This is a genomic window from Desulfonatronum thiosulfatophilum, from assembly GCF_900104215.1.
GTDB lineage: Bacteria > Desulfobacterota > Desulfovibrionia > Desulfovibrionales > Desulfonatronaceae > Desulfonatronum > Desulfonatronum thiosulfatophilum.
This window is the reverse complement of sequence record NZ_FMXO01000003.1, coordinates 191770-211456: the sequence shown is the minus strand read 5'-3', so window position 1 is coordinate 211456 and position 19687 is coordinate 191770. Positions and strand designations below refer to the sequence as shown.

The 19687-nt window shown below is 59.2% G+C and carries 16 protein-coding genes; 12 read left to right on the top strand and 4 right to left on the bottom strand.

Going from position 1 to position 19687, the window contains the following annotated elements; translation table 11 throughout:
* The first annotated feature begins 60 nt into the window (after window positions 1-60).
* The 10 genes from BLP93_RS03670 (at window position 61) to BLP93_RS03625 (ending at window position 9612) form a co-directional block, all read left to right on the top strand.
* A complete protein-coding gene (locus tag BLP93_RS03670; RefSeq protein ID WP_092117331.1) occupies window positions 61-1491 on the top strand; it encodes an anthranilate synthase component I family protein in 1431 nt (476 codons plus the stop codon).
* The gene (locus BLP93_RS03665) at window positions 1472-2053 is read left to right on the top strand and encodes an anthranilate synthase component II (RefSeq protein ID WP_092117329.1); all 582 of its coding nucleotides are present in this window, start codon (window positions 1472-1474) and stop codon (window positions 2051-2053) included. Before BLP93_RS03670 ends, BLP93_RS03665 begins: the two co-directional genes overlap by 20 nt.
* Window positions 2054-2070: 17 nt before the next feature.
* The gene (gene trpD, locus BLP93_RS03660) at window positions 2071-3072 is read left to right on the top strand and encodes an anthranilate phosphoribosyltransferase (protein ID WP_092117327.1); all 1002 of its coding nucleotides are present in this window, start codon (window positions 2071-2073) and stop codon (window positions 3070-3072) included.
* Window positions 3065-3841, top strand: coding sequence for an indole-3-glycerol-phosphate synthase (locus tag BLP93_RS03655; RefSeq protein ID WP_092117325.1), 777 nt, complete (start codon window positions 3065-3067; stop codon window positions 3839-3841). Before trpD ends, BLP93_RS03655 begins: the two co-directional genes overlap by 8 nt.
* The gene (locus BLP93_RS03650; protein WP_092117323.1) at window positions 3831-4490 is read left to right on the top strand and encodes a phosphoribosylanthranilate isomerase; all 660 of its coding nucleotides are present in this window, start codon (window positions 3831-3833) and stop codon (window positions 4488-4490) included. Before BLP93_RS03655 ends, BLP93_RS03650 begins: the two co-directional genes overlap by 11 nt.
* Before the next feature lie 81 nt (window positions 4491-4571).
* Window positions 4572-5747, top strand: a complete 1176-nt coding sequence (trpB, locus tag BLP93_RS03645; RefSeq protein ID WP_092117321.1) for a tryptophan synthase subunit beta — start codon at window positions 4572-4574, stop codon at window positions 5745-5747.
* Between the two features lie 49 nt (window positions 5748-5796).
* Window positions 5797-6567: a tryptophan synthase subunit alpha gene (trpA, locus tag BLP93_RS03640; protein WP_092117319.1), complete on the top strand. Its 771-nt coding sequence runs from the start codon at window positions 5797-5799 to the stop codon at window positions 6565-6567.
* Window positions 6568-6847: 280 nt separating this feature from the next.
* Entirely contained in the window at window positions 6848-7321 is a 474-nt protein-coding gene (locus tag BLP93_RS03635; protein ID WP_092117317.1) for a cytochrome c family protein, read from the top strand.
* Between the two features lie 11 nt (window positions 7322-7332).
* A complete protein-coding gene (locus BLP93_RS03630) occupies window positions 7333-9345 on the top strand; it encodes a methyl-accepting chemotaxis protein (RefSeq protein ID WP_092117315.1) in 2013 nt (670 codons plus the stop codon).
* A gap of 6 nt (window positions 9346-9351) precedes the next feature.
* A complete protein-coding gene (locus BLP93_RS03625) occupies window positions 9352-9612 on the top strand; it encodes a DUF493 family protein (protein WP_092117313.1) in 261 nt (86 codons plus the stop codon).
* Window positions 9613-9716: 104 nt separating this feature from the next.
* Here BLP93_RS03625 and BLP93_RS03620 read toward each other — a convergent pair whose 3' ends face one another.
* The 3 genes from BLP93_RS03620 to BLP93_RS03610 form a co-directional block, all read right to left on the bottom strand.
* Complete coding sequence (locus tag BLP93_RS03620) at window positions 9717-12089, bottom strand: FAD-dependent oxidoreductase (protein ID WP_092117311.1); 2373 nt, start codon at window positions 12087-12089, stop codon at window positions 9717-9719.
* A gap of 155 nt (window positions 12090-12244) precedes the next feature.
* Window positions 12245-13882 carry a glutamate synthase-related protein gene (locus BLP93_RS03615; RefSeq protein WP_092117309.1) on the bottom strand — a complete coding sequence of 546 codons (1638 nt, stop codon included), beginning with the start codon at window positions 13880-13882 and terminating at the stop codon, window positions 12245-12247.
* On the bottom strand, window positions 13846-14973 hold the full coding sequence (locus BLP93_RS03610; RefSeq protein ID WP_092117307.1) for a class II glutamine amidotransferase domain-containing protein: 1128 nt from the start codon (window positions 14971-14973) through the stop codon (window positions 13846-13848). The genes BLP93_RS03615 and BLP93_RS03610 overlap by 37 nt, the downstream gene beginning before the upstream one ends.
* Before the next feature lie 571 nt (window positions 14974-15544).
* Between BLP93_RS03610 and BLP93_RS03600 the strand changes: the two genes are divergently transcribed.
* Complete coding sequence (locus BLP93_RS03600) at window positions 15545-17089, top strand: hypothetical protein (RefSeq protein ID WP_092117303.1); 1545 nt, start codon at window positions 15545-15547, stop codon at window positions 17087-17089.
* A 100-nt stretch (window positions 17090-17189) separates the two neighbouring features.
* Here the strand turns inward: BLP93_RS03600 and BLP93_RS03595 are convergent, their stop codons facing one another.
* Window positions 17190-18101: a DMT family transporter gene (locus BLP93_RS03595; protein ID WP_092117301.1), complete on the bottom strand. Its 912-nt coding sequence runs from the start codon at window positions 18099-18101 to the stop codon at window positions 17190-17192.
* A 186-nt stretch (window positions 18102-18287) separates the two neighbouring features.
* On the opposite strand from BLP93_RS03595, the gene BLP93_RS03590 reads away from it, so the two are divergent.
* Window positions 18288-19685 (top strand): DUF2254 domain-containing protein, encoded by a 1398-nt coding sequence (locus BLP93_RS03590; protein ID WP_092117299.1) that lies wholly within the window; start codon window positions 18288-18290, stop codon window positions 19683-19685.
* The last annotated feature ends 2 nt before the right edge of the window (window positions 19686-19687 follow it).

The window sequence follows — 19687 nt, the reverse complement described above, 5'->3', positions numbered from 1 at the left end:
GGAAGGCGGCTTTTTTTATGGCATCAGTTGAATAGCGAACCCAAAACCAAGGAGAACGCAATGCACATCGATCTGCCCCAGACGGGCCAATGGCTGGCCGCGGACGTGCAAACGCCCATCAGTCTGTTTCTCGGCCTGGTCGGCAAGCGCCCGGGAATCTTGCTGGAAAGCGCGGAAGTGGACGGTCGCCTTGGGCGATACAGCCTGATTGCGTGGGACTTTCGGATGCGTCTGAGCTGTCGGGACGGCCGCATGGACGTCCAGACTCACGATTCCCGCCTCAAGGGTTTGGAAAAGCTGGACGGCGAGGAATTCATCTCGGCTTTGCGCGAAATAATGGCCACGCTGCGCATCACCGCGCAGGACGAGTTCGCGGACCTTCCGCCTCTGGTCAGAGGGCTGTACGGGTACTTCGGCTACGGCATGGCCGGGCTTTTCGAGCCCAAGCTGGCTCCGCTGCTGCCTCCGTCCCAGGCCGACTGCTGCCTCGTGCTTCCTGGCCGAGTGGCCCTGTTCGACCACCTGCATCACCGCTGCTGCGTGCTCGGCCTTGATCCGGACCGCAACTCCGTGGAAGAGCTGCAGAAGGCCGTTCCGGACGAGCCGCCGGTGGTGGGTCAGGTCCGGCACATCCCCGATGGCGACGAATTCATGGAACGGGTCCGTCGGACCAAGGAACTCATCCGCACCGGCGAGGTGATCCAGACCGTCATCTCCACCCGGTTCGAGGCCCCCTTTTCCGGCGAGCCCTTCGTCCTCTACCGACGTCTGCGCCAAATCAATCCGTCACCCTACATGTTTTTCATGCGCCTGCCCCGGCTGACCCTGCTGGGTTCCTCCCCGGAACTGCTGGTGCGTTGCGAGGCAGGCCTGCTCCAGTCCCGACCCATTGCCGGAACTCGGCCGCGCGGGGAAACCGAGGTCCTGGACCGGCAGCTGGCCGAAGAACTGCTGGCTGATCCCAAGGAGCGGGCCGAACACGTCATGCTCGTGGATCTGGGACGCAACGACCTGGGCCGCATCGCCGCACCGGGCACGGTGGAGGTGGGCAAGTATATGCAAGTGGAGCGTTTCTCCCACGTCATGCACATGACCTCCTACGTGCAGGCCCAATTGGCCGAGGGCAAGGACGCCCTGGACGTGCTCCAGTCCACCTTCCCCGCGGGCACGGTCAGCGGCGCGCCCAAGATCCGGGCCATGGAGATCATTGCGGATCAGGAACAACTGCCCCGGGGGCCTTATGCCGGAGCCGTGGGCTGGCTGGGGTTGAATCCGGCCAACGGGCCGAGACGGAACGAGGTCAACCTGGATACGGGCATCACCATTCGCAGTCTGTGGGTCCGGGACGGGCAGGTGCATTTTCAGGCCGGCGCCGGAATCGTGCACGACTCCGACCCTTTCAAGGAATGGGAGGAATGCCACAACAAGGCCAGGGTGCTTCTGGAAGCCTTCAAACGTCAGGGAGGAAGCGATGTTTTTACTTATCGATAACTATGATTCGTTCACCTTCAACCTGGTCCAGGCGTTCCAGGTTCTGGGGCTATTCCCCCACGTGGTGCGCAACGACCAGCCCGAGTTGACGGATCTGGCGCAAAATCCGGAGTTGCGGGCCGTGATCATCTCACCCGGTCCCAGCCGACCGGAAATGGCCGGACAATGCCTGGACTTCCTCAAACTCCTGCCGACCGCCGTTCCTGTTCTGGGCATCTGCCTCGGTCACCAGATCCTCGGGCATCATGCCGGGGCCTCAGTGGTGGTGGCCGACAGGATCATGCACGGCAAGACTTCCTCGGTGATGCATACCGGTGACGGCCTTTTCTCCGGACTGCCCCAGCCCCTGGAATGCGGGCGCTACCATTCCCTGCTGGTCCGGGTGGAGGAAGCCCCCGATCTGCTGGAGCGCACCGCCTGGACCGAAGAGGGCGAGGTCATGGGCCTGCGTTACAAGGACAGGCCGTGGTGCGGCGTTCAGTTCCATCCCGAATCCATCCTGACCCCGGACGGCCCGAAGCTTCTGGAAAATTTTCTCAAGATGCAGCCCATTGCAGCATAGCCGAGGAGGACACCGCAATGACCGACAGCGTGAACGACATTCTTGAACAACTGGCCCGCCGGCAGCCCTTGACCGACATCCAGGCGGACCGGATTTTCAATGCCTTGCTCCAGGGCGAATTGGGTCCGGCCCAGGCCGGAGCGTTCCTCATGGGCCTGCGGGCCAAGGGCGAGGACTCCACGGACCTGGCCGCCGGCGTCCGGGCCGGCCTTGAACATGCCCGCCCCATTCCCGGCCTTTCCGGCGTGCGCATCGACACCTGCGGCACCGGCGGAGACAACGCCTGCAGCTTCAACTGCTCCACGGCCGTGGCCCTGTTCCTGGCCGAGATGGGTTATCAGGTGGTCAAACACGGCAACCGGGCCGTATCCTCTTCCTGCGGCAGCGCAGATGTACTCGAGGCCCTGGGCCTGCCTCTGGACACAGAGCCGGACCAGGTGGCCTCCCGTCTGGCCGCCGACAAGTTCGTCTTCCTCTTCGCCCCGGCCTATCATCCAGCGTTTCGGCATATCATGCCCGTCCGCCGGGAGCTGGGCATCCGGACCCTGTTCAATCTCATGGGCCCCCTGCTCAATCCGGCCCGCCCCACCCACCAGCTCATCGGCGTGGGCGACCCGGCCTTTCTGTTCATCATGGGCGAAGCCCTGCTGCTGACCGGCGTGGAACGTGCCCTGGTGGTCCACGGAACCGGCGGCTACGACGAGCTGACCACCTTCGGCCCGGCCCGGTGCTACATCATCAAGGACGGGATCATGGAAAAGACGGCCATCAACCCGCAGAAACTGGGTTTTGAGCGTCATGCTCCGGAAGACGTCACCGTGAAGGACAAGGATCATGCCGTGGGCGTGATGCGGGAAATCCTGGCCGGCAACGGCCCGAAGGCCATGGCCGAGATGGCGGCATTGAACCTGGCCGCCTGCCTCTACCTCCTGGAAGAGGGTAAAACCCTGATCGAGTGCGCCGAAATGGCCCGGGCTGCGGTCAAAAAGGGCGTCGGCAGCCGGGTGCTCCATGCTTGAGAAATTCCGACGCGCCAAGGAGGCGGAAATCCATGTCCTGCGGCAAATGGCCGCTGATGAAACCCTGCCCAAACCCCTCTCCATGCAAAGACCATCCCTGCGCCGGGCCCTGCTGAGCCGTGGGCCGGGAGCCGTGATCGCCGAATACAAGCGCGCTTCGCCGAGCAAGGGATTGATCAATGCCGCCTGGACCCCGCGCCAGGCAGCCGAGGGCTATGCCCGGGCCGGAGCCGCGGCCCTGTCCGTGCTCACCGAGGAAGTTCACTTTCAAGGCAGCCTGGATTTTCTGCCGGTCATGGCCGAACCCGGCCTGCCCGTTTTGCGCAAGGATTTCCTGCTGCATCCATTGCAGGTCCTCCAAACCGCCGCCACTCCGGCCTCGGCCCTGCTGCTGATCGCCCGAATGCTTACCCTGGCGGAGCTGGAAGCCATGCTCGTGGCATGCCGGGATCATGGTCTGGAAGCCGTGGTGGAGGTCTTTGACACCACCGACTTGGCAAAGGCCAAAGCCGCCGCGGCGAGTATCATTCAGGTCAACAACCGGGACCTGGACAAGCTGACCACGGGCTTGCGCATATCCGAGGAACTGATCGAGCACAGGGCGTCCGGCGAAGTCTGGATCAGCGCCAGCGGCATGCATTCGGCCGAGGATATGCGCCGGATGCAGGGCGTCGGCTACGACGGCCTGCTCATCGGCACGAGGCTGATGCAGGAGACCGATCCGGGAATCGCCCTGACAAAACTGCTGGAGGAAATGAATGGAGCCTGAAACCGGCACCGGCCTGCCAAACGGGATTCCGCGTCCATTGATCAAGGTCTGCGGCTTGCTCAGGTCCGAAGACGTGCTGCTCTGCGAAGAGCTCGGCGTGGACTGGACCGGATTCATCTTCCATCCAGCCAGCCCCCGCAACGCAGACCCGAAGCTTGTGGCCGCGCTGCCCCGGGGCAAGGCCCTGCGGGTGGGCGTTTTCGTCGACCAGAGCGCAGAGGATGTGTGCAGGATCATGAAGGAAGCCAGGCTGGACCTGGCCCAGTTGCACGGCAGACAGGATCAGCAATTCTGCGCCGCCTTGGGGAGAGAGCGGGTCATCAGGGTCTTCTGGCCGCAACGCTATGCTGGCCGGGAACTTCTGGAGCAGGATCTGCAAGCTTTCGCCTCAGTTTGCAACTGGTTCCTCCTGGACGCCGGGACCAGCGGCGGCGGGCATGGAGCAAGTCTGAACTTCCGCGTCCTGCACGGGCTGAACTCACCCAGACCCTGGCTGCTGGCCGGCGGTCTGGGACCGGAAAATATCCGGCAGGCCCTGGACCGGTGTCTGCCCGACGGACTGGATCTGAATTCGGGCGTTGAAGATGCGCCGGGGAAGAAGTCAGGACCAAAACTGGAACTGGCTCTTCGTTTGGCGAGAATGCCGTAGGCAATCCCCCACAGAACACATCTTCTTGTAGACGAGACCCGTATAAGCATTGCACTTTATACAGATCAAAAAGGAGAAGCGATGAAAAAAGGATATTTTGGCGATTTTGGCGGACGATTCGCGCCGGAATTGCTCATGCCGCCGTTGTTGGAACTGGAAGAGGCCATGGAGCGGATCATGTCCACTCCGGCTTTTGGGCAGGAACTCGGAAATCTTTTGGAGCACTATGTCGGCCGCCCCACGGCCTTGTACCACTGCGCCCGCCTCTCTGAAGAACTCGGCTTCGGCGTCTGGCTCAAACGCGAGGATCTGGCTCACACCGGAGCGCACAAGATCAACAATACCGTGGGCCAGGCTCTGCTGGCCAAACACATGGGCAAGACCAAGCTCGTGGCCGAAACCGGCGCCGGGCAGCACGGCGTGGCCACGGCCACGGCCGCGGCCCTTCTCGGGCTGGAATGCCTCGTGTACATGGGGGCCGAGGATGTTGTCCGCCAGGCCCACAACGTCCAGCGCATGGAACTGCTGGGCGCCCGGGTCCAGCCCGTGGAGTCGGGCAGCCGGACCCTGAAGGACGCCATCAACGCGGCCATGCGCCATTGGATTGCCGAACAGGAACAGACCCATTACTGCCTCGGCTCCGCCGTGGGACCGCATCCCTTTCCGCTCCTGGTGCGCGAACTGCAAGCCGTCATCGGCCGCGAAGCACTGGAGCAGTTCCGGCGACGGACCGGCAGTCTTCCTGACCGGGTCGTGGCCTGCGTGGGCGGCGGGTCCAATGCCATCGGCATGTTCCATGCCTTCGTTCCCCATCCGGAAGTCGCGCTGATCGGCGTGGAGGCAGCGGGAGACGGTTCGCCGGGCTGCTGCCATTCCGCCACCCTGAGCACTGGAACCACCGGCGTGCTTCACGGAACCATGACCAAGCTCCTGCAGACCCCGGAGGGCCAGATCCTGCCGTCGCACTCCCTTGCTCCGGGACTCGACTACCCCGGCGTCGGCCCGGAGCACGCCCACCTGCAAGCCCTGGGTCGCGCCGAATATGTCAGCGTCACCGACAACCAGGCCCTGGCCGCCTTCATGCGTCTTGCCCGGACCGAGGGCATCCTGGCGGCCCTGGAGAGTTCTCACGCCCTGGCCTATGCCATCGGTCTCGCCGGCACCCTGCCTGAAACCGAGAATGTAGTCATTTGTCTCTCGGGCCGCGGAGACAAGGATTTGGAAATCGTTCGCGCCGCCCTGTCCAAAAGTGAATGATCGCAAAAACCGACTCGATTCAAAATCTCAACAACCTGGAGCTCCGATAATGTCCCAGAATCTTTTGACCCAAAAAATCGAACAGGCAAAATGCCAAGGCCGCAAAGCCGTGATGCCCTATCTCCCCGCCGGTTATCCGTCCAGGCAGGATTTCTGGACGCACATCCGGGATCTGGACGCCGCCGGCGCGGACATCATTGAAATCGGCGTGCCCTTCTCCGATCCCGTGGCCGACGGTCCCATCGTCGAACAGGCGGCCTTGCGCTGCCTGGAGCAGGGCGTCTCCCTGGAGTGGATCCTTGAGGAGCTGCGCCGAAAACGTGCATCAATTAACGCCGGAATCGTCCTGATGGGCTACATGAATCCCTTTCTGCAATACGGCATCCCCAAGCTGGCCCGGGAAGCCTCCGTAGCCGGAGTGAACGGCCTGATCATCGCGGACCTGCCCTTTGAGGAAAGCGCCGAGATCCGGGAGATCCTCCAGGCCCAGGCCATCGATCTGATCCCCCTGGTGGGACTGAACAGCTCGTCGGAACGGCTGCGCATGCATGCCCATGAAGCCACGGGCTTCGTCTACTTCGTCTCGGTCATGGGCACCACCGGCGAGCGCGCCGTCCTGCCCCCCGAACTGCGCACCGCCCTGATCCAGGCCAAATCCATATTTTCCATCCCCTTGGCCCTGGGCTTCGGCCTGCACTCACCCTCCCAACTCCAGGGCGTGGAAGATGCGGTGGACGGAGTGGTCATAGGCAGCTCACTGATCCGGCACATCACGAAGACTGGGCAGGTGGGAGATTTTCTGACAGCTTGGCTTAACTGAGCCCATCAGCACCCTTCTGCGGGAGTCCATAAACTGCGATGTCTGACTTATCTTGATTCGTTGTTCGGACCAATTGCCGAACGCTCACCCCAAGTGCTTATTGCGCAATGTTTTGATTGCAAGGTCAAAACAAGGCCGGCCAAAGTCTTGGAATAGGTTGCCAACACTTTTGTAACACTCGTTGCTTTTTTCACATAGACCTCGTACATGTCGCCGAAACTACACAGCATGGGATACTATTAGCACTATCAATCCATTACGACGCTACATGGAGGAAATCATGAAAAAGGCTGTGATTGGACTAGCCACAATTCTGGGTCTTTTGCTGGTTTGTTTTCTGCCGTTGATCACAGGTGCTCAGTTGCCGGACGCGAGTTACGTCGGCAGCAAGGAGTGTGCGGACTGTCATTATGATCTGTATGAAAACTTTACCAAACATGCCAACAAGTCAAAATCCGACCATAGCGTGCGTTTGATGGCGCCGAAGCTGACTACGGAAGAACTGCGGGAATGTTATGGGTGCCATACCACGGGGTACGGCCGGCCCGGCGGTTTTCGCAGTTTTGAAGAAACCCCCGATCTCGGACATGTCGGCTGCGAGGGGTGTCATGGACCGGGATCAATACATGTTCTCACCGGAGACCGGGCCGACATTCGGGGCAGTCTGACCATTGAAGTCTGCAGGCCGTGTCATGAGGATGAACGCGTTCGAGTAATAAATTATAAACCCCTGCTCCACGCCGGCGCCCACTAGAGGATACGATCATGAAAATAATTCGCGCCTCCCTGGGAGCTAAAATCCTCGTACTCGTCAGTATCCTCACGGCATCGGTCTTCACAACTCTTTTTCTCGTCAACTCCTACTGGCAACGCAGCGACGCCATGAGTCAGATCGACCGCATGGGTTTGCGCGTCACCGACCTCCTGCAACTGGCCATTGAAGAGCCGATGCTGATCGGCGACGACGAAGGCACCACCGCTCAATTTGCCAAGGTCGCCGGCCTGTATACGGACGTTGATATTTTTCTGACCGACTTTCGCGGCAACATCACCTACTCCACCCAACAAGAGACAATCCGGCGAGACATGACTGCCGTGATCGACCATGATCAAATCCGAGATCTTCTTGACGATGGTTTGCGCCGGAAAACCGACCGGGCCGTCACCATGGAGCAGGCGGAAGCCACGACATATGTCCGCCTGCGTTCTATTCCGAACCAGCCAAGCTGCTATCATTGCCATGGATCGTCCCAGCCGATATTGGGAGCAATGCTCGTTTTTCAAGATGTCAGTGAGGATATCGCAACGCTTCGAGACCATCAGGTCAAGGGAGCTGCGCTGTCCGCGGGTGGTTTTGCCATTTTGCTGATCGGCCTCCTGGTCTTCATGCGCAAAGCGGTGGTGAGGAAAATCGCCACCCTCGGCGCTGCCAGCCAGAAAATCAGCCAGGGCGACTATTCCGTGGAGTTCGAGGTCACGGGAAATGATGAACTATCAAAGCTCGCCGGCAATCTGCAATTCATGGTACGCGGCATTCAGAACCAGTTGGAATACAACAGAGGTGTTCTGGAAGGGATTGCCGTGGCCATGTACGTCACGGACAAGGACGAGCGCATTCAGTTCATTAATGACCAGGCCCTGCAGCTGCTCGGCAGGTCCAAGGAAGAGGTGGCAGGCAAAACAGCCGGCGAGATCATGCGCGGGCAAGGCGGCGCGGGTGCGGCTTCCGAAGTCCTGCGCGAAGGGAAGCTGGTCAAGGGCAAACGCGATTACCAGCATCCGGATGGACGGCTCGTGCCCATCTACCGTGAAGTTTCCCCGTTAAAAGATGCACAAGGTCAGGTGGTGGGGGCCATCGGCGTATTGATTGACCTGAGCCAGGAAGAGGAAGCCAAAAAACGCATCCAGAACCAGCAGGACAACCTTCTGGTCGTTGCACGGGATGTCACCGAGGTGGCCCACAATCTCTCTTCCGTAGCTCACAAATTGTCCGGCCAGATCAGCACGGTCAATGAACGAATCGGGCATACCGAGCAGCAGACCACCCAGGCGGCCACGGCCATGAACGAGATGACCACCACGGTCATCGAAGTGGCCCGTAATTCCGCCAGCACCGCGGATGCCGCGGCTCGGGCGACCCAAAGCGCCAAGGAGGGCGGCGAGGGGGTTCGCGGCACCGTGGAGGACGTCAAGAAAGTGGCGCAGGACACGGACATCCTCTCCCGCTCCCTGAATGACCTGGCTCATCGGGCCGAGGACATCGGCCAGGTGCTCGGAGTCATCAACGACATCGCCGACCAGACCAACCTCCTGGCCCTCAACGCCGCCATCGAGGCGGCTCGAGCCGGAGATGCCGGGCGAGGATTCGCCGTAGTGGCCGATGAAGTTCGCAAACTGGCCGAGCGGACCGTGCAGGCGACGAAGCAGGTGGAAGAAGTGATCACCACCATCCAAAACAGCACCCGGGACGCGGTTCGAAAGATGGAACAAACCCGCCAGGTGGTGGACGATACGGCCAAGAAGGCTTTGCTTACCGGCGAGGCCTTGCAGTCCATCGTCTCCCAGTCCGAGTCCATCGCCGACATGGTGACCACCATTGCCACCGCCGCGGAGCAGCAGTCCGTCACCAGCGATGAAATCAACGAAAACATCAGCCAGGTCAGTCAGCTCTCCATGGCCAACAGCCAGGAGATCCAGGCCGCGGACCTCGACATCCAGGAAATCGCCCGCATGTCGGATCGATTGAGCGAGCTGGTCAAGCGGTTCAAGGAAAGCTGATAATCAATGAAAGACTACGTATCCTTCCAGAAACTTCTGGACGAACAGTATTCCTGGCCGGCCGTATATCCGTTCAAATTCATCGTGCCCAGAGCGAGTTCCGAAAAGCTTCTGGCCGTGTTTGAGTCCCGAGAGGGTGTGAGCGTGCGCGAATCCGGCAAAGGCAATTACATCAGCGTGACCGCCAATGTAATCATGCCCTCCAGTGCAGGTGTGATTGCGGTTTATGAAGCTGTAGCGGAAATCGAGGGGATCATCTCGCTGTAGACGCAAGAGAGATTGCGCATTGCAGGCGTGATCAATTCGGGCAGGCCGTTGAACCATAACAGGTTCAACGGCCTGCCCTTTTTTGTATGCTTTTCAGGGACCAGCTAACCCATGGGCGTGTTTTCCACCAGATCCCAGACCCCGCACGGACAGCATTTGCCGCAGAAGCCGCAACCGATGCATTTGTCCGGGTTGGCGGCGCGTTCGTATTTGCCGTCGCCCTGATCTTTGCGCTCGATTGCCGCCGCGGGGCAGACCACATCGCACAGGCCGCAGTCCATGCAGGAACCGCAGGAGGAACACTGGGACGCGCAGTCGTTCAGGTTTTGGAGTTCAGTGATCCGGGGGTCATAGTACTCCAGGGTCATCCGGGAGTAGTCGATGCGTTCGGAGGATTCGCTGTACTCGATGGGATAATCCTTCAGCCATGAAGCGTTCATCAGCGGACGCTTGCCTGAGGTCATTTCGTCGATGATCCTGGCCGCCTTGCGTCCAGCGCCGATGGCATCGGTGAGCAGGCCCGGCTTGACGATGTCCCCGATGGCAAAAACCTGCGGGTCCGAAGTCTGATGGTTCTCATTGACCAGGACGAAACCCCGGTCCACGAGAATGGATTCAGGCAAAAAGCCCAGATCGGGCAGGTCGCCGATGGAGATGACCACGGTGTCCGCCGGGATGACCTCGCCGGTGGTCAGCATCACGCCCTCGGGAGTGATTTCCTTGGTGAAGCACGGATACCGGAAGACCGCGCCGGCGCGTTCCGCGGCTTTGCGTTCCTCACCGAAGGACGCCGGTTCCTGGATGTCGATCAGGGTGATTTCCTCCGCGCCCAGACGGTGCCCCTCGGTGGCCACGTCGCAGCCCACATTGCCCGCGCCGATGATCACCAGCCGCCGGCCTACTGGTTGATTGTTCAGCTTGGCGCTCTTCAGGAAGGTCAGGGCCGGGACGATCCGCTCCGCGCCGGGAATGGGGATTGTCCGCGGCTTCTGGGCTCCCGTGGCAATGACCACATAATCGAAATCAGCCTTGAGCTGTTCAAATTCCTTGTGGGTCAGGTTTTGTTGCAAATGAATGTGCGGCAGGATTTGACGGGCGCGCTCGACTTCCGCCTCCAACACCTCCCTGGGAATGCGCTGTTCGGGAATGGCCGTGGCCATCTTTCCGCCGAGCACTTTTTCCATATCGTAGATCCAGGTATCGTGTCCCTTGAGCCGGAGCTGCCAGGCCACGGAAATGCCTGCCGGTCCCCCCCCGATCACCGCCACGCGAGTGCCGCTCAACTCCGGGAGTTTGGGAGGCTTCGAGCCGACGCCTTTTCTGCCCAGATCCGTGATGTCCACGGGCTGCAGCCCCCCAGCCACGCCCTTGGTGCAGCCCTGCATGCACAAATGCGGACAGAGGTATCCGCAGATGGAGGCTGGAAAGGGTGTGAACGCCAGGGCCACGTCCACGGCTTCGTCCACCTTGCCTTCACGAATCAGTCGCCAACGCTCCTGGACCGGCATGCCCGTTGGACAGGCGGCCTGACAGGGCGCAAGATACTTGCGGTGCTCCCAGACCGGTACGTAGCGTCGTAAATCACCGGTGGTGATCAAGGGTATCGGGCTGCGATCCAGGTTGGTCAAATCGCCGATCATGCCGCCGCGGCCCAGCTCCTTGTCCCATACATCCCGTCGAAACTCGCTCATGGATCGGCGCTTCGCACCGATTTTTTCCATGGGCGTCCGCGCGCTCAGGCACTGCCACTCTTCGCGGATCGTAAGCCCTGCAAGAAGCTCCTTGCGATGCACTTTGTCCAGGAAATTCTCCATGTTCGTGGTCAGCCACTGCCATTCCTCATCGGATATGGGCGTCAGCTTGGCGTCCGCCTGGCTGTAGCCATGGATGGGCCCGCGAAAGAAAATTTTCCCGCCGACCATGCCCACACAGGGACGATAGCCCAGCACGTTGGACGGATCCTGCGCCTCGTGACCGCAAACAACCGCGACCCCCCCGGCCATGAACTCGGCGAAGTAATCCCCCGCCGACCCCAGAACCCACAATTCCGGATGGGAAAACCGCGGGTTGAACTTGGTCATGGTCATGCCCCGGGAACCAATGGGCCCGCCGACAAAAACCTTGCCCTGGGCCATGGCGTTGCAGGCCCCGTTGGTGACGTAGCCGTGGACGATGATTTCCGCGCCGGCATTAAGCCAGCCGATGTCATCGGAAGCCGGACCGTGAATTTCAATGGTCGTTCCCGGCGAACCCATGGATCCGGTGCGCTGACCGGGTGAGCCGGTGATCCGCACGGTGATCGGCTTGCCTTCCGGCTGAAAAAGCCGCCCGCCAATGCCGTGCTGGCCCCGGGCCGCTACCTCCAGATCGCAGGCGCCGCTGCGCACGGCCTCCTGAATGCGCTCTTCCAGTATTCGGGAGGAAACCCGTCCTGTCTCGTCTGTACCGGCAATATGTACTGCTTCTGCTTTGCTCATGTATGCCTCATCAAGAAATATTTCCGTTCTTCATGGACGTCACGTCGGAACGGTTCACTTCTTTGTCCTGGTTGAAAAAAGGAAGTGGCTCACGGTCGCGGCCATCGTGACGCCTGGGCTTGCGTACCAAGATTTAAAGACCGTGGCCTCGATCCCTACACCACGTATTTGATCTGCAGCCGTTCCGCCGCGGCCTTGTCCGCAATGCCCAAGGCGTCGGACATCCCGATGGGCAGGGAGGTGGAGCGGCCCAAGGGGGCGACGATCTTCTTCAGTTCCGTGTCGAATCCGACAAACACGTCCACCACCCGCTCGGCCACCTGTTCCGGGTCCAGGCGGCGATAAAGCCGCGGATCCTGCGACGTGATCCCTTTGGGGCAACGGCCGATATTGCAGATGTTGCAGCGGTCGCCCTCGGACCCCAGGCACCCCGCAGCGGCCTGCATAATGTACTTGCCGATCTGGACCGCGCTGGCGCCGAGCATGATCAGGGCCGCGGCGTTGGCCGCCAGGTTGCCGTTCTTGCCCGCACCGCCGCCGGCGATGATGGGCAATTCGTTCTGTTTGCCCAGCTTGACCAGGTTCAGATAACAATCCCGCAGATTGGAGGCGATGGGATGGCCCATGTGGTTCATGGACACGTTGTAGGCCGCTCCGGTGCCGCCGTCCTCGCCGTCGATGGCCAAACCCGCGGCATAGGGATTGCGGGTCAGATTGTTCAACACGGAAAGCGATGTGCTGGAGGCGGAGATCTTCGGGTATACCGGCACCCGGAAGCCCCAGGCCATGCTCATGGACTGAATCATCTTGGCCACGGCTTCCTCAATGGAGTACTTGGTCTGGTGCGTGGGCGGACTTGGCAGACTGACGCCGGGCGGCACACCGCGGATCGCGGCAATAAGCTGGTTGACCTTGTGCCACTGGAGCAGTCCGCCGTCGCCGGGCTTGGCGCCCTGACCGTACTTGATCTCCACGGCGCAGGGGTCTTCCTTCATGTGCGGAATGGCGTGAATGATCTCATCCCAGCCGAAATAGCCGCTGGCTATCTGAAGAATGACGTACTTCATGAAGCGCGAACGCAGCAGTCGCGGCGGACATCCTCCCTCCCCGGTGCACATGCGCACCGGCATGCCCAGCTCCTCGTTCAGATAAGCCACCCCCATCTGCAATCCTTCCCACATGTTCGGGGACAACGCCCCGAAGCTCATGGAACCGATCATCAGTGGATAGATTTCCCGAACCGGAGGCATCCAGCCCTGTTCCCGGCGGGTCTTGAGCGCCTCGGCCGGGGGCAGGATGCGACCGATCAGCGTGCGCATCTCAAACTCATGACGTCCGGCATCCAGGGCCGGGTCCGTGAGCATGGAGATGCGCATGAACTTGATCTGATCCAGAACGCTTTCCCCGGCATTGCGCCGGCCGCCGCGGGTTCGCGGCTGGCCGCCCCGGTCGCGGTGATAGCGCAGCGTGTCCGTGCTTTCCGACTTCAGCGGTCGGATGGCGTTGTTCGGGCAGACCATGTTGCACGTGGCGCAGCCGATGCAGGCATAGGCAGGGTCCGTGCGCTGCCGGATGCCGTAATAGACGTTGGAACTGGAGGAGGGCTTTTCCCGCAGGCCCAGGGGCGGCGTGACGATGGCCCGCTTGCGGAACGTGCCGAACTCAATGGCATTGACGGGGCAAACCGCCGTGCATTTGCCGCACAGGGTGCAGGTATGAATGTCCCAGTTGATCTGCCAGGGAAGGTCGCGTTGACTTAATGTAGATGGGGTAACGGCTGCGTTTGCCGGCATATTCGAATCTCCTGACAATCGGGCGACACAATGGCCGTGTCAAGGTGCATGGGTTGAAAATCCTTGGATTTGTCGCGTTCCGGAATGGCGGCGTCCAGCCCGCAGGCTTCGGACGAAAAGGCGAACAGGCCTGGCCTGCCGCCGACAATGCCGGGACGCAGTTTCTTGCGGTCCTGAACCATGAACATGGACTTGTCCGGCAGGCAGCCGATGACGCAATTCGGGCCGTCGATGATCAGCCGCCGGCAGGCCTGCTTCAAGGTATGCAGAAAATCCCGGTCCGGATGGGCTTCCAGATCTTCAGCCTGCAGCGGGGTAATCACGTGCTTATAGGCTTCCAGGCCGAGTCCGAGGCCCTTGAGGGTGAAATGGAGAATATGGGTGAACACCTCGGAGTCGGACTGGTACCCTTCATAGCCGGGAACGCCCTGAGTGCTCAAATATTCCTTGATGGGCACGAAGGCCGTATTCTCGCCGTTGGTCATGGTGGACACGCCCTGAATGAAAAAGGGATGGCACGCGTACAGATTGATGCCGTAATTGGTGTTCTGCCTGCCCTGGGCAAGTATTCGCCCCGCATACAGCTCTTTTCGATCCAGACCGAGGTATCGGCCGATTTCCATGGGATCGCCGACTTCCTTGATCATGATCACGTCCGGCCAGAAACTGAAGACGACCATGTCTTCCTCTACCTGCCCCATATGGCGCAGGGTCAGCCGGGTCCTGGTCAATTCCTGTTCGCGGATCGTCGGCTCCAGGTCATTCCAGTGTGCCGGGGGTTCATAGACCTGCGTCAGATAGACTTCTCGCCGGGGAGTGCCCGGAGGAGTTTGATTCATATCCAGGGTCAATCGGAATTTGGGGACAAAACCTTTTTCGGACATGACTGCGTCCAGACGGCGCAGACCATCCTGGGTGAAAATACCGGAAAGGATGGGCAGGTCTTTGAATTCCTGGAAGGGACCGGAAAGATCGGTCAGAAAAAGACCTATTCCCGAACCGTCATGACCTTCCTTCATCACATCCAGTGCCTCAATGGCCCGCATCGGCGATATGGGCTCGGAACTGGTCAGAGAGAATAAACGGCACATAGGTACACTCTTTCATTGAGGTGAGAACAGTACATCAACTTGATGACGCAGGACGATTGCCGGCTGAAGCAAAAAAGCAGCATAACAAATACCCGTAATTTCGACCATGAAATACCACATGAAATTCATAAGAAGATACAAAAATGTATTAACAGGCTGAAAAGATTTCAGCAAGAAAAACACAAACGTTACAAAACTGACATAAATTCGCCAGACCATGACAGATATCCACGGAAAAAGCAGCATGAACAATTCCATAACTTGTTATATTTAAATAAAATAACTTACAAAAATATAGGGTTATGGTGGCAGTTGCCATTTTTGAAACATTACTTAATGAATGCTTTTATTCATGGCAAGGTTTTTCTTATCAGGATTTCAATTGAAATCAGGACGGCGATAATCCGAAACACCAGGGAAAGCTTTCAATGTACGACTCAGGGATTGTCGGCCCGGAACGGCGTTCTCGTTGATAAACACCACGGGTCCTGGTAGATGGTTGATGAATAGTGTCGGCAAAAGCTGCTGCATACTGCCATAGTCCGTAATGCATGCTTCAGGAGGTCCTCTCATGGATGTCGCCGTTGTGGTTGATCAGATAGCCAATCTGCAGATCCTGAACCAGTTTCTGCTTTCCCTGTTTCTCCTCATCCCCATGGTTCTGGTGGCCAGGACGGCCGTCGCCGGGACCCGCTATTCGCCGATCCTGATCATCGTCATTTTCGGGCTGACCATGGGTTACGTGCTGGTGGCCAGCGGAGTATCCACTCCCGGCTTGCCTCAGTTTTCGCTGATCGATCTTGTCAGCCGCACGACCATTGTCGCCTTGACGGTCTCCTTTTTCGTGGGGGGGCAGGAGCTGCGCAAGATCCTCGGCGGCATCGAACTTGATCCGGACGACATGGTGATTCATTCCACGGAAGAAACAGTCCTGGGCACGGGGCGCACCCAACTTGTCTTCATTATTCGTTCTTTTTTTCTGCTGATCGGCATCGAAGCCTTGTACCGATTGATTGTAGGCCTGAGTTTTACCGACCTCAGCCGATTCTACCCGCTGATCGCCTATCTCGGGCTGGTAGGCTCCGTGATCCTCATCGATCACAAGGCCAAGGTGGCCAACAAGCGCCTGTACATCAAGATGGGGCTGGTGGAAGTGATTGCCATTCTGGGCATTCTCCTGGCGTCGTATACCATTGCGATGTGGATCAGGCCCGTCATCGCCCTGCCCCAGATCTTTTTTGCCATGATCATTGCCGCCGGTCTCGGAGCCTTGATGTATCGCTGGCGCTTCGGGCCGACCATTCGCGCCCTGTTGTTTGCCGGGATACCCGTTGTATTGGCCGCCAATTTCATGATCGGCGGCTCCCGGATCACGGAAGCCTTTGCCATCACCGGCATGAACGCGGTTCTGGCGTATGGATTTTTCGGGCAAATGTTCTGGATGTTCGGCGGGATCGCCCTGCTGATGCTGTTCGGAAAGACCAACCAGGCCCGCAATCTTGCACCGGGCATGGCCGGAGCCTTGTCTCACTCCGGATTGACCGGCGCCTGCACGGCGGGAGACCTTGGCAACACCGCCGCCTACCGGGCGCCGATCATGATCAACATCCCCTTTTTCGGCCATATTTTCGTCTTTTCAGTGCTGGCCATGAGCGCCCAACTTGACAGGCTGATCATGTGGCCGTCCCTGCTCATAGTTCTGGTCGGCGTCCTGCTGACCATCTATTCCATGCGAACAATGGGCAGAGCCGGCGGCAAGGACGCCAGCGAGGTCAAGGGGTTGATGCAATTCTCCTTTGGTTGGCAGCTTTGCGCCGTGTTCGGCGGATTCGTCCTGCTCAGCATCGCCGGCATGCCCTTGGGATTCACGGCCATGGCCGTATCTTCGGGTATTTCCCATTTCGGTCTGTTCGCCGCAACCCAGGGCGGCATGTTCGGCCCGGAGGCAGCCCTCCTGATTCCGTTCATTTTCTCCATGCCCTTTCTTGTCCACCCCGTGGTTTTTTTCATGTTCGGGCGAGCCATGGAAAATGATGGTGAAATGCCGCGAACGCCGGTTTTTATCCTTGCCGGCATCGGGCTGCTGGGCGTCTTGTATTCCTTATTCGCGGTATGACGAGCTCCTGATTCATCCCGACAGCTTCAGCGGGAGCATTCGGAATTTGATTTTGGTTCGTACCAACGAACTTCGACCCACAAACCCCGAATGCTCCTGTTCAAGTCTGTTGCGCGGTGATGATGACGATGCCCGCAAGGGCCAGGGCAACACCGGCCAACTGAGCCCGGGTCATGCTTTCATTGAGAAAAAACCTGGCCAGAAACATGGTCGGCGCGGGTGAAAGGGCCACGATAACGGCAATGATGGAGACCAGGCTTTCCTGTATCGCCAGCAGAAAGGTCAGAACTCCGAGGGATTGCAGCACTCCTGCCGAGAGAATGTGCGGCAGGTTGTGCCGGTTGAAGGTCAGGGGCGAACTCGTCGCTGCGACCATTGGTCCGGTAATGACAACCGCGGCGATGCTCGCGGCGAAGACCGGCCAGATGATGTTGCCGTGCATGCTTGCCTGCTTCATCAAAATGCCGAGCAATCCAAATCCGATGCCGGCCAGTGTGGCTCCGATCAACCCATGTGTTTTCAAGATCCCTCGTAAATGGCCGGCCAAGAACAGGACAGAGGCCTGACCCGCCTTCCCCGGCTTCCTGTCGCCAGCGACCACTATCCGTTCCGGACCATGCGACATGATGCCCACGGCGACGATGACGCAGAATATGCCGATGACGGCCATCGATGAAGGTCTTTCCCCAAGGGCGAGGCCAAGCGCAAACGGCACCACCGCCGACCAGATCGCCGTGATGGTGGCCACGATCCCCATGCTGCCCAGGGCCAAAGCCCGATAATACGCAAAGATCGATAAAGCGACGACAGCGCCTGCCGCCGCTCCCCACCCGACAGCCGAGACCGTGGGCTGCTCCCTGATCAAGACCATGGCAATCCCGAACATCACCAGCCCCGTCAACTGGGAAAGAAAGGTCACCGTCAGTGCGGGCGAACGCCGCGACGCCAGACCGGCGCTGAAATCCGCCGCTCCATATGCGGCGGCGGCTACAAGTGCGAGCAAGATGTCCATGTTTTTCTCGTATTGGGAGTTTCTAAAGGACGGATAAGCAATTTTACGTATTGTGCATCTACATACCGACACGATAGCTTTTGCATATTCCGACAGGAAATGAGGTGTGATAGAAGCGCCAAACGTCGTCGGCCTCCCACACCTGCTCTCATAATCTTGAAATTTGCCGGTGTCTGAGGAATCGTCGTGAAAGCGCAGTTCTTAAAAATATTCGTTAAGATTCGTTCCAGTTTGTGGTTCACTCCGGGTGTCATGTCCAGCGTGGCCGTGGCCCTGGCCTTTTTAACCATCACTATGAACGATCCCATGGCGGATTTTTTTGAATCATTGGGCTGGACCTTTTCCGGCGGAGCCGAGGGCGCCAGTGCGGTCCTGAAAACCATTGCCGGATCAATGATCACCATCGCCGGCGTCGTGTTCTCCATAACGCTGGTCGCCCTGTCGCTTGTTACATCCCAGCTCGGTCCCCGGCTGCTCCGGAATTTCATGCGAGACACAACGACCCAGGTGGTGCTCGGCACCTTCGTCGCCACGTTTCTCTACTGCCTGATCGTGTTGCGCACCGTGCGACGTTCGGATTCTTCGGGAGACACCGAATTCGTTCCGCATTTGTCAGTGACTCTGGGCGTATTCTTTGCGGTATTGAGCGTGGGAGTCCTGATCTACTTCATCCATCACGTCTCCGTTTCCATTCAGGCCAACAGGGTTGTGGCCCGTGTGGGCAACGAGCTGCTCACGACCATCGATCATCTTTATCCTAAAAAACCTGCAAAAGACACCCCGCAAAAGGAAGAACGGCCCAGTGCGGATTTCCTGGATATGTTCTCCAGGAAATCCCGTCCTGTTCCCGCAACCACCGACGGTTATATTCAATTCATCGACAAGGAAGTCCTGATGGAATGGGCCGTAAAGGAGGATGCGGTCATCCGACTGGAGCAGCAGCCGGGCCGGTATATTGTTGCTGGACAACCTTTGGTGCGGATCTGGCCGGAAGACAAAATCACCGATCAACTCCCGAAACGAATCAACCGGGCGTTCGCCCTGGATGACGAAAGAACCCCGAGCCAGGACGTAGAGTTCGCGGTCCTTGAACTTGTCGAGATTGCGTTGCGGGCGCTTTCTCCCAGCTTGAACGACCCGTTCACGGCAATCGCCTGCATTGACCAACTGGGAACCGCCCTGTGCCGACTGGCCCAACGCAACATTCCTTCCCCGTATCTCTTTGACGAGGGGAAGCAACTGCGGATCATAGCGCCCACCAGGGGATTTTCTGAGATCACGGACGCGGCATTCAACCAGATCCGACACAATGTCCGCTCCAGTGTCCAGATATTCATCCACCTGCTGGACACGATAGCCACTGTGGCCTACTTCGCTCACCGTCCCGAAGATCAGGCTACGCTTTTGCGGCATGCCGAAATGCTTGTCCGGGGCGCCCGTGAAGGCTTGCCGGAAGAACTGGATCGCTGGGTCGTTGAAGAGCGATATCAAGCTGTCGTCCGACTGTGCAACGAACCGCGGCCGGGACTTGAGCAGGATATTGATCGGCAGCCAAACGCCAATGAAACATCACTCGTATCGTGAAG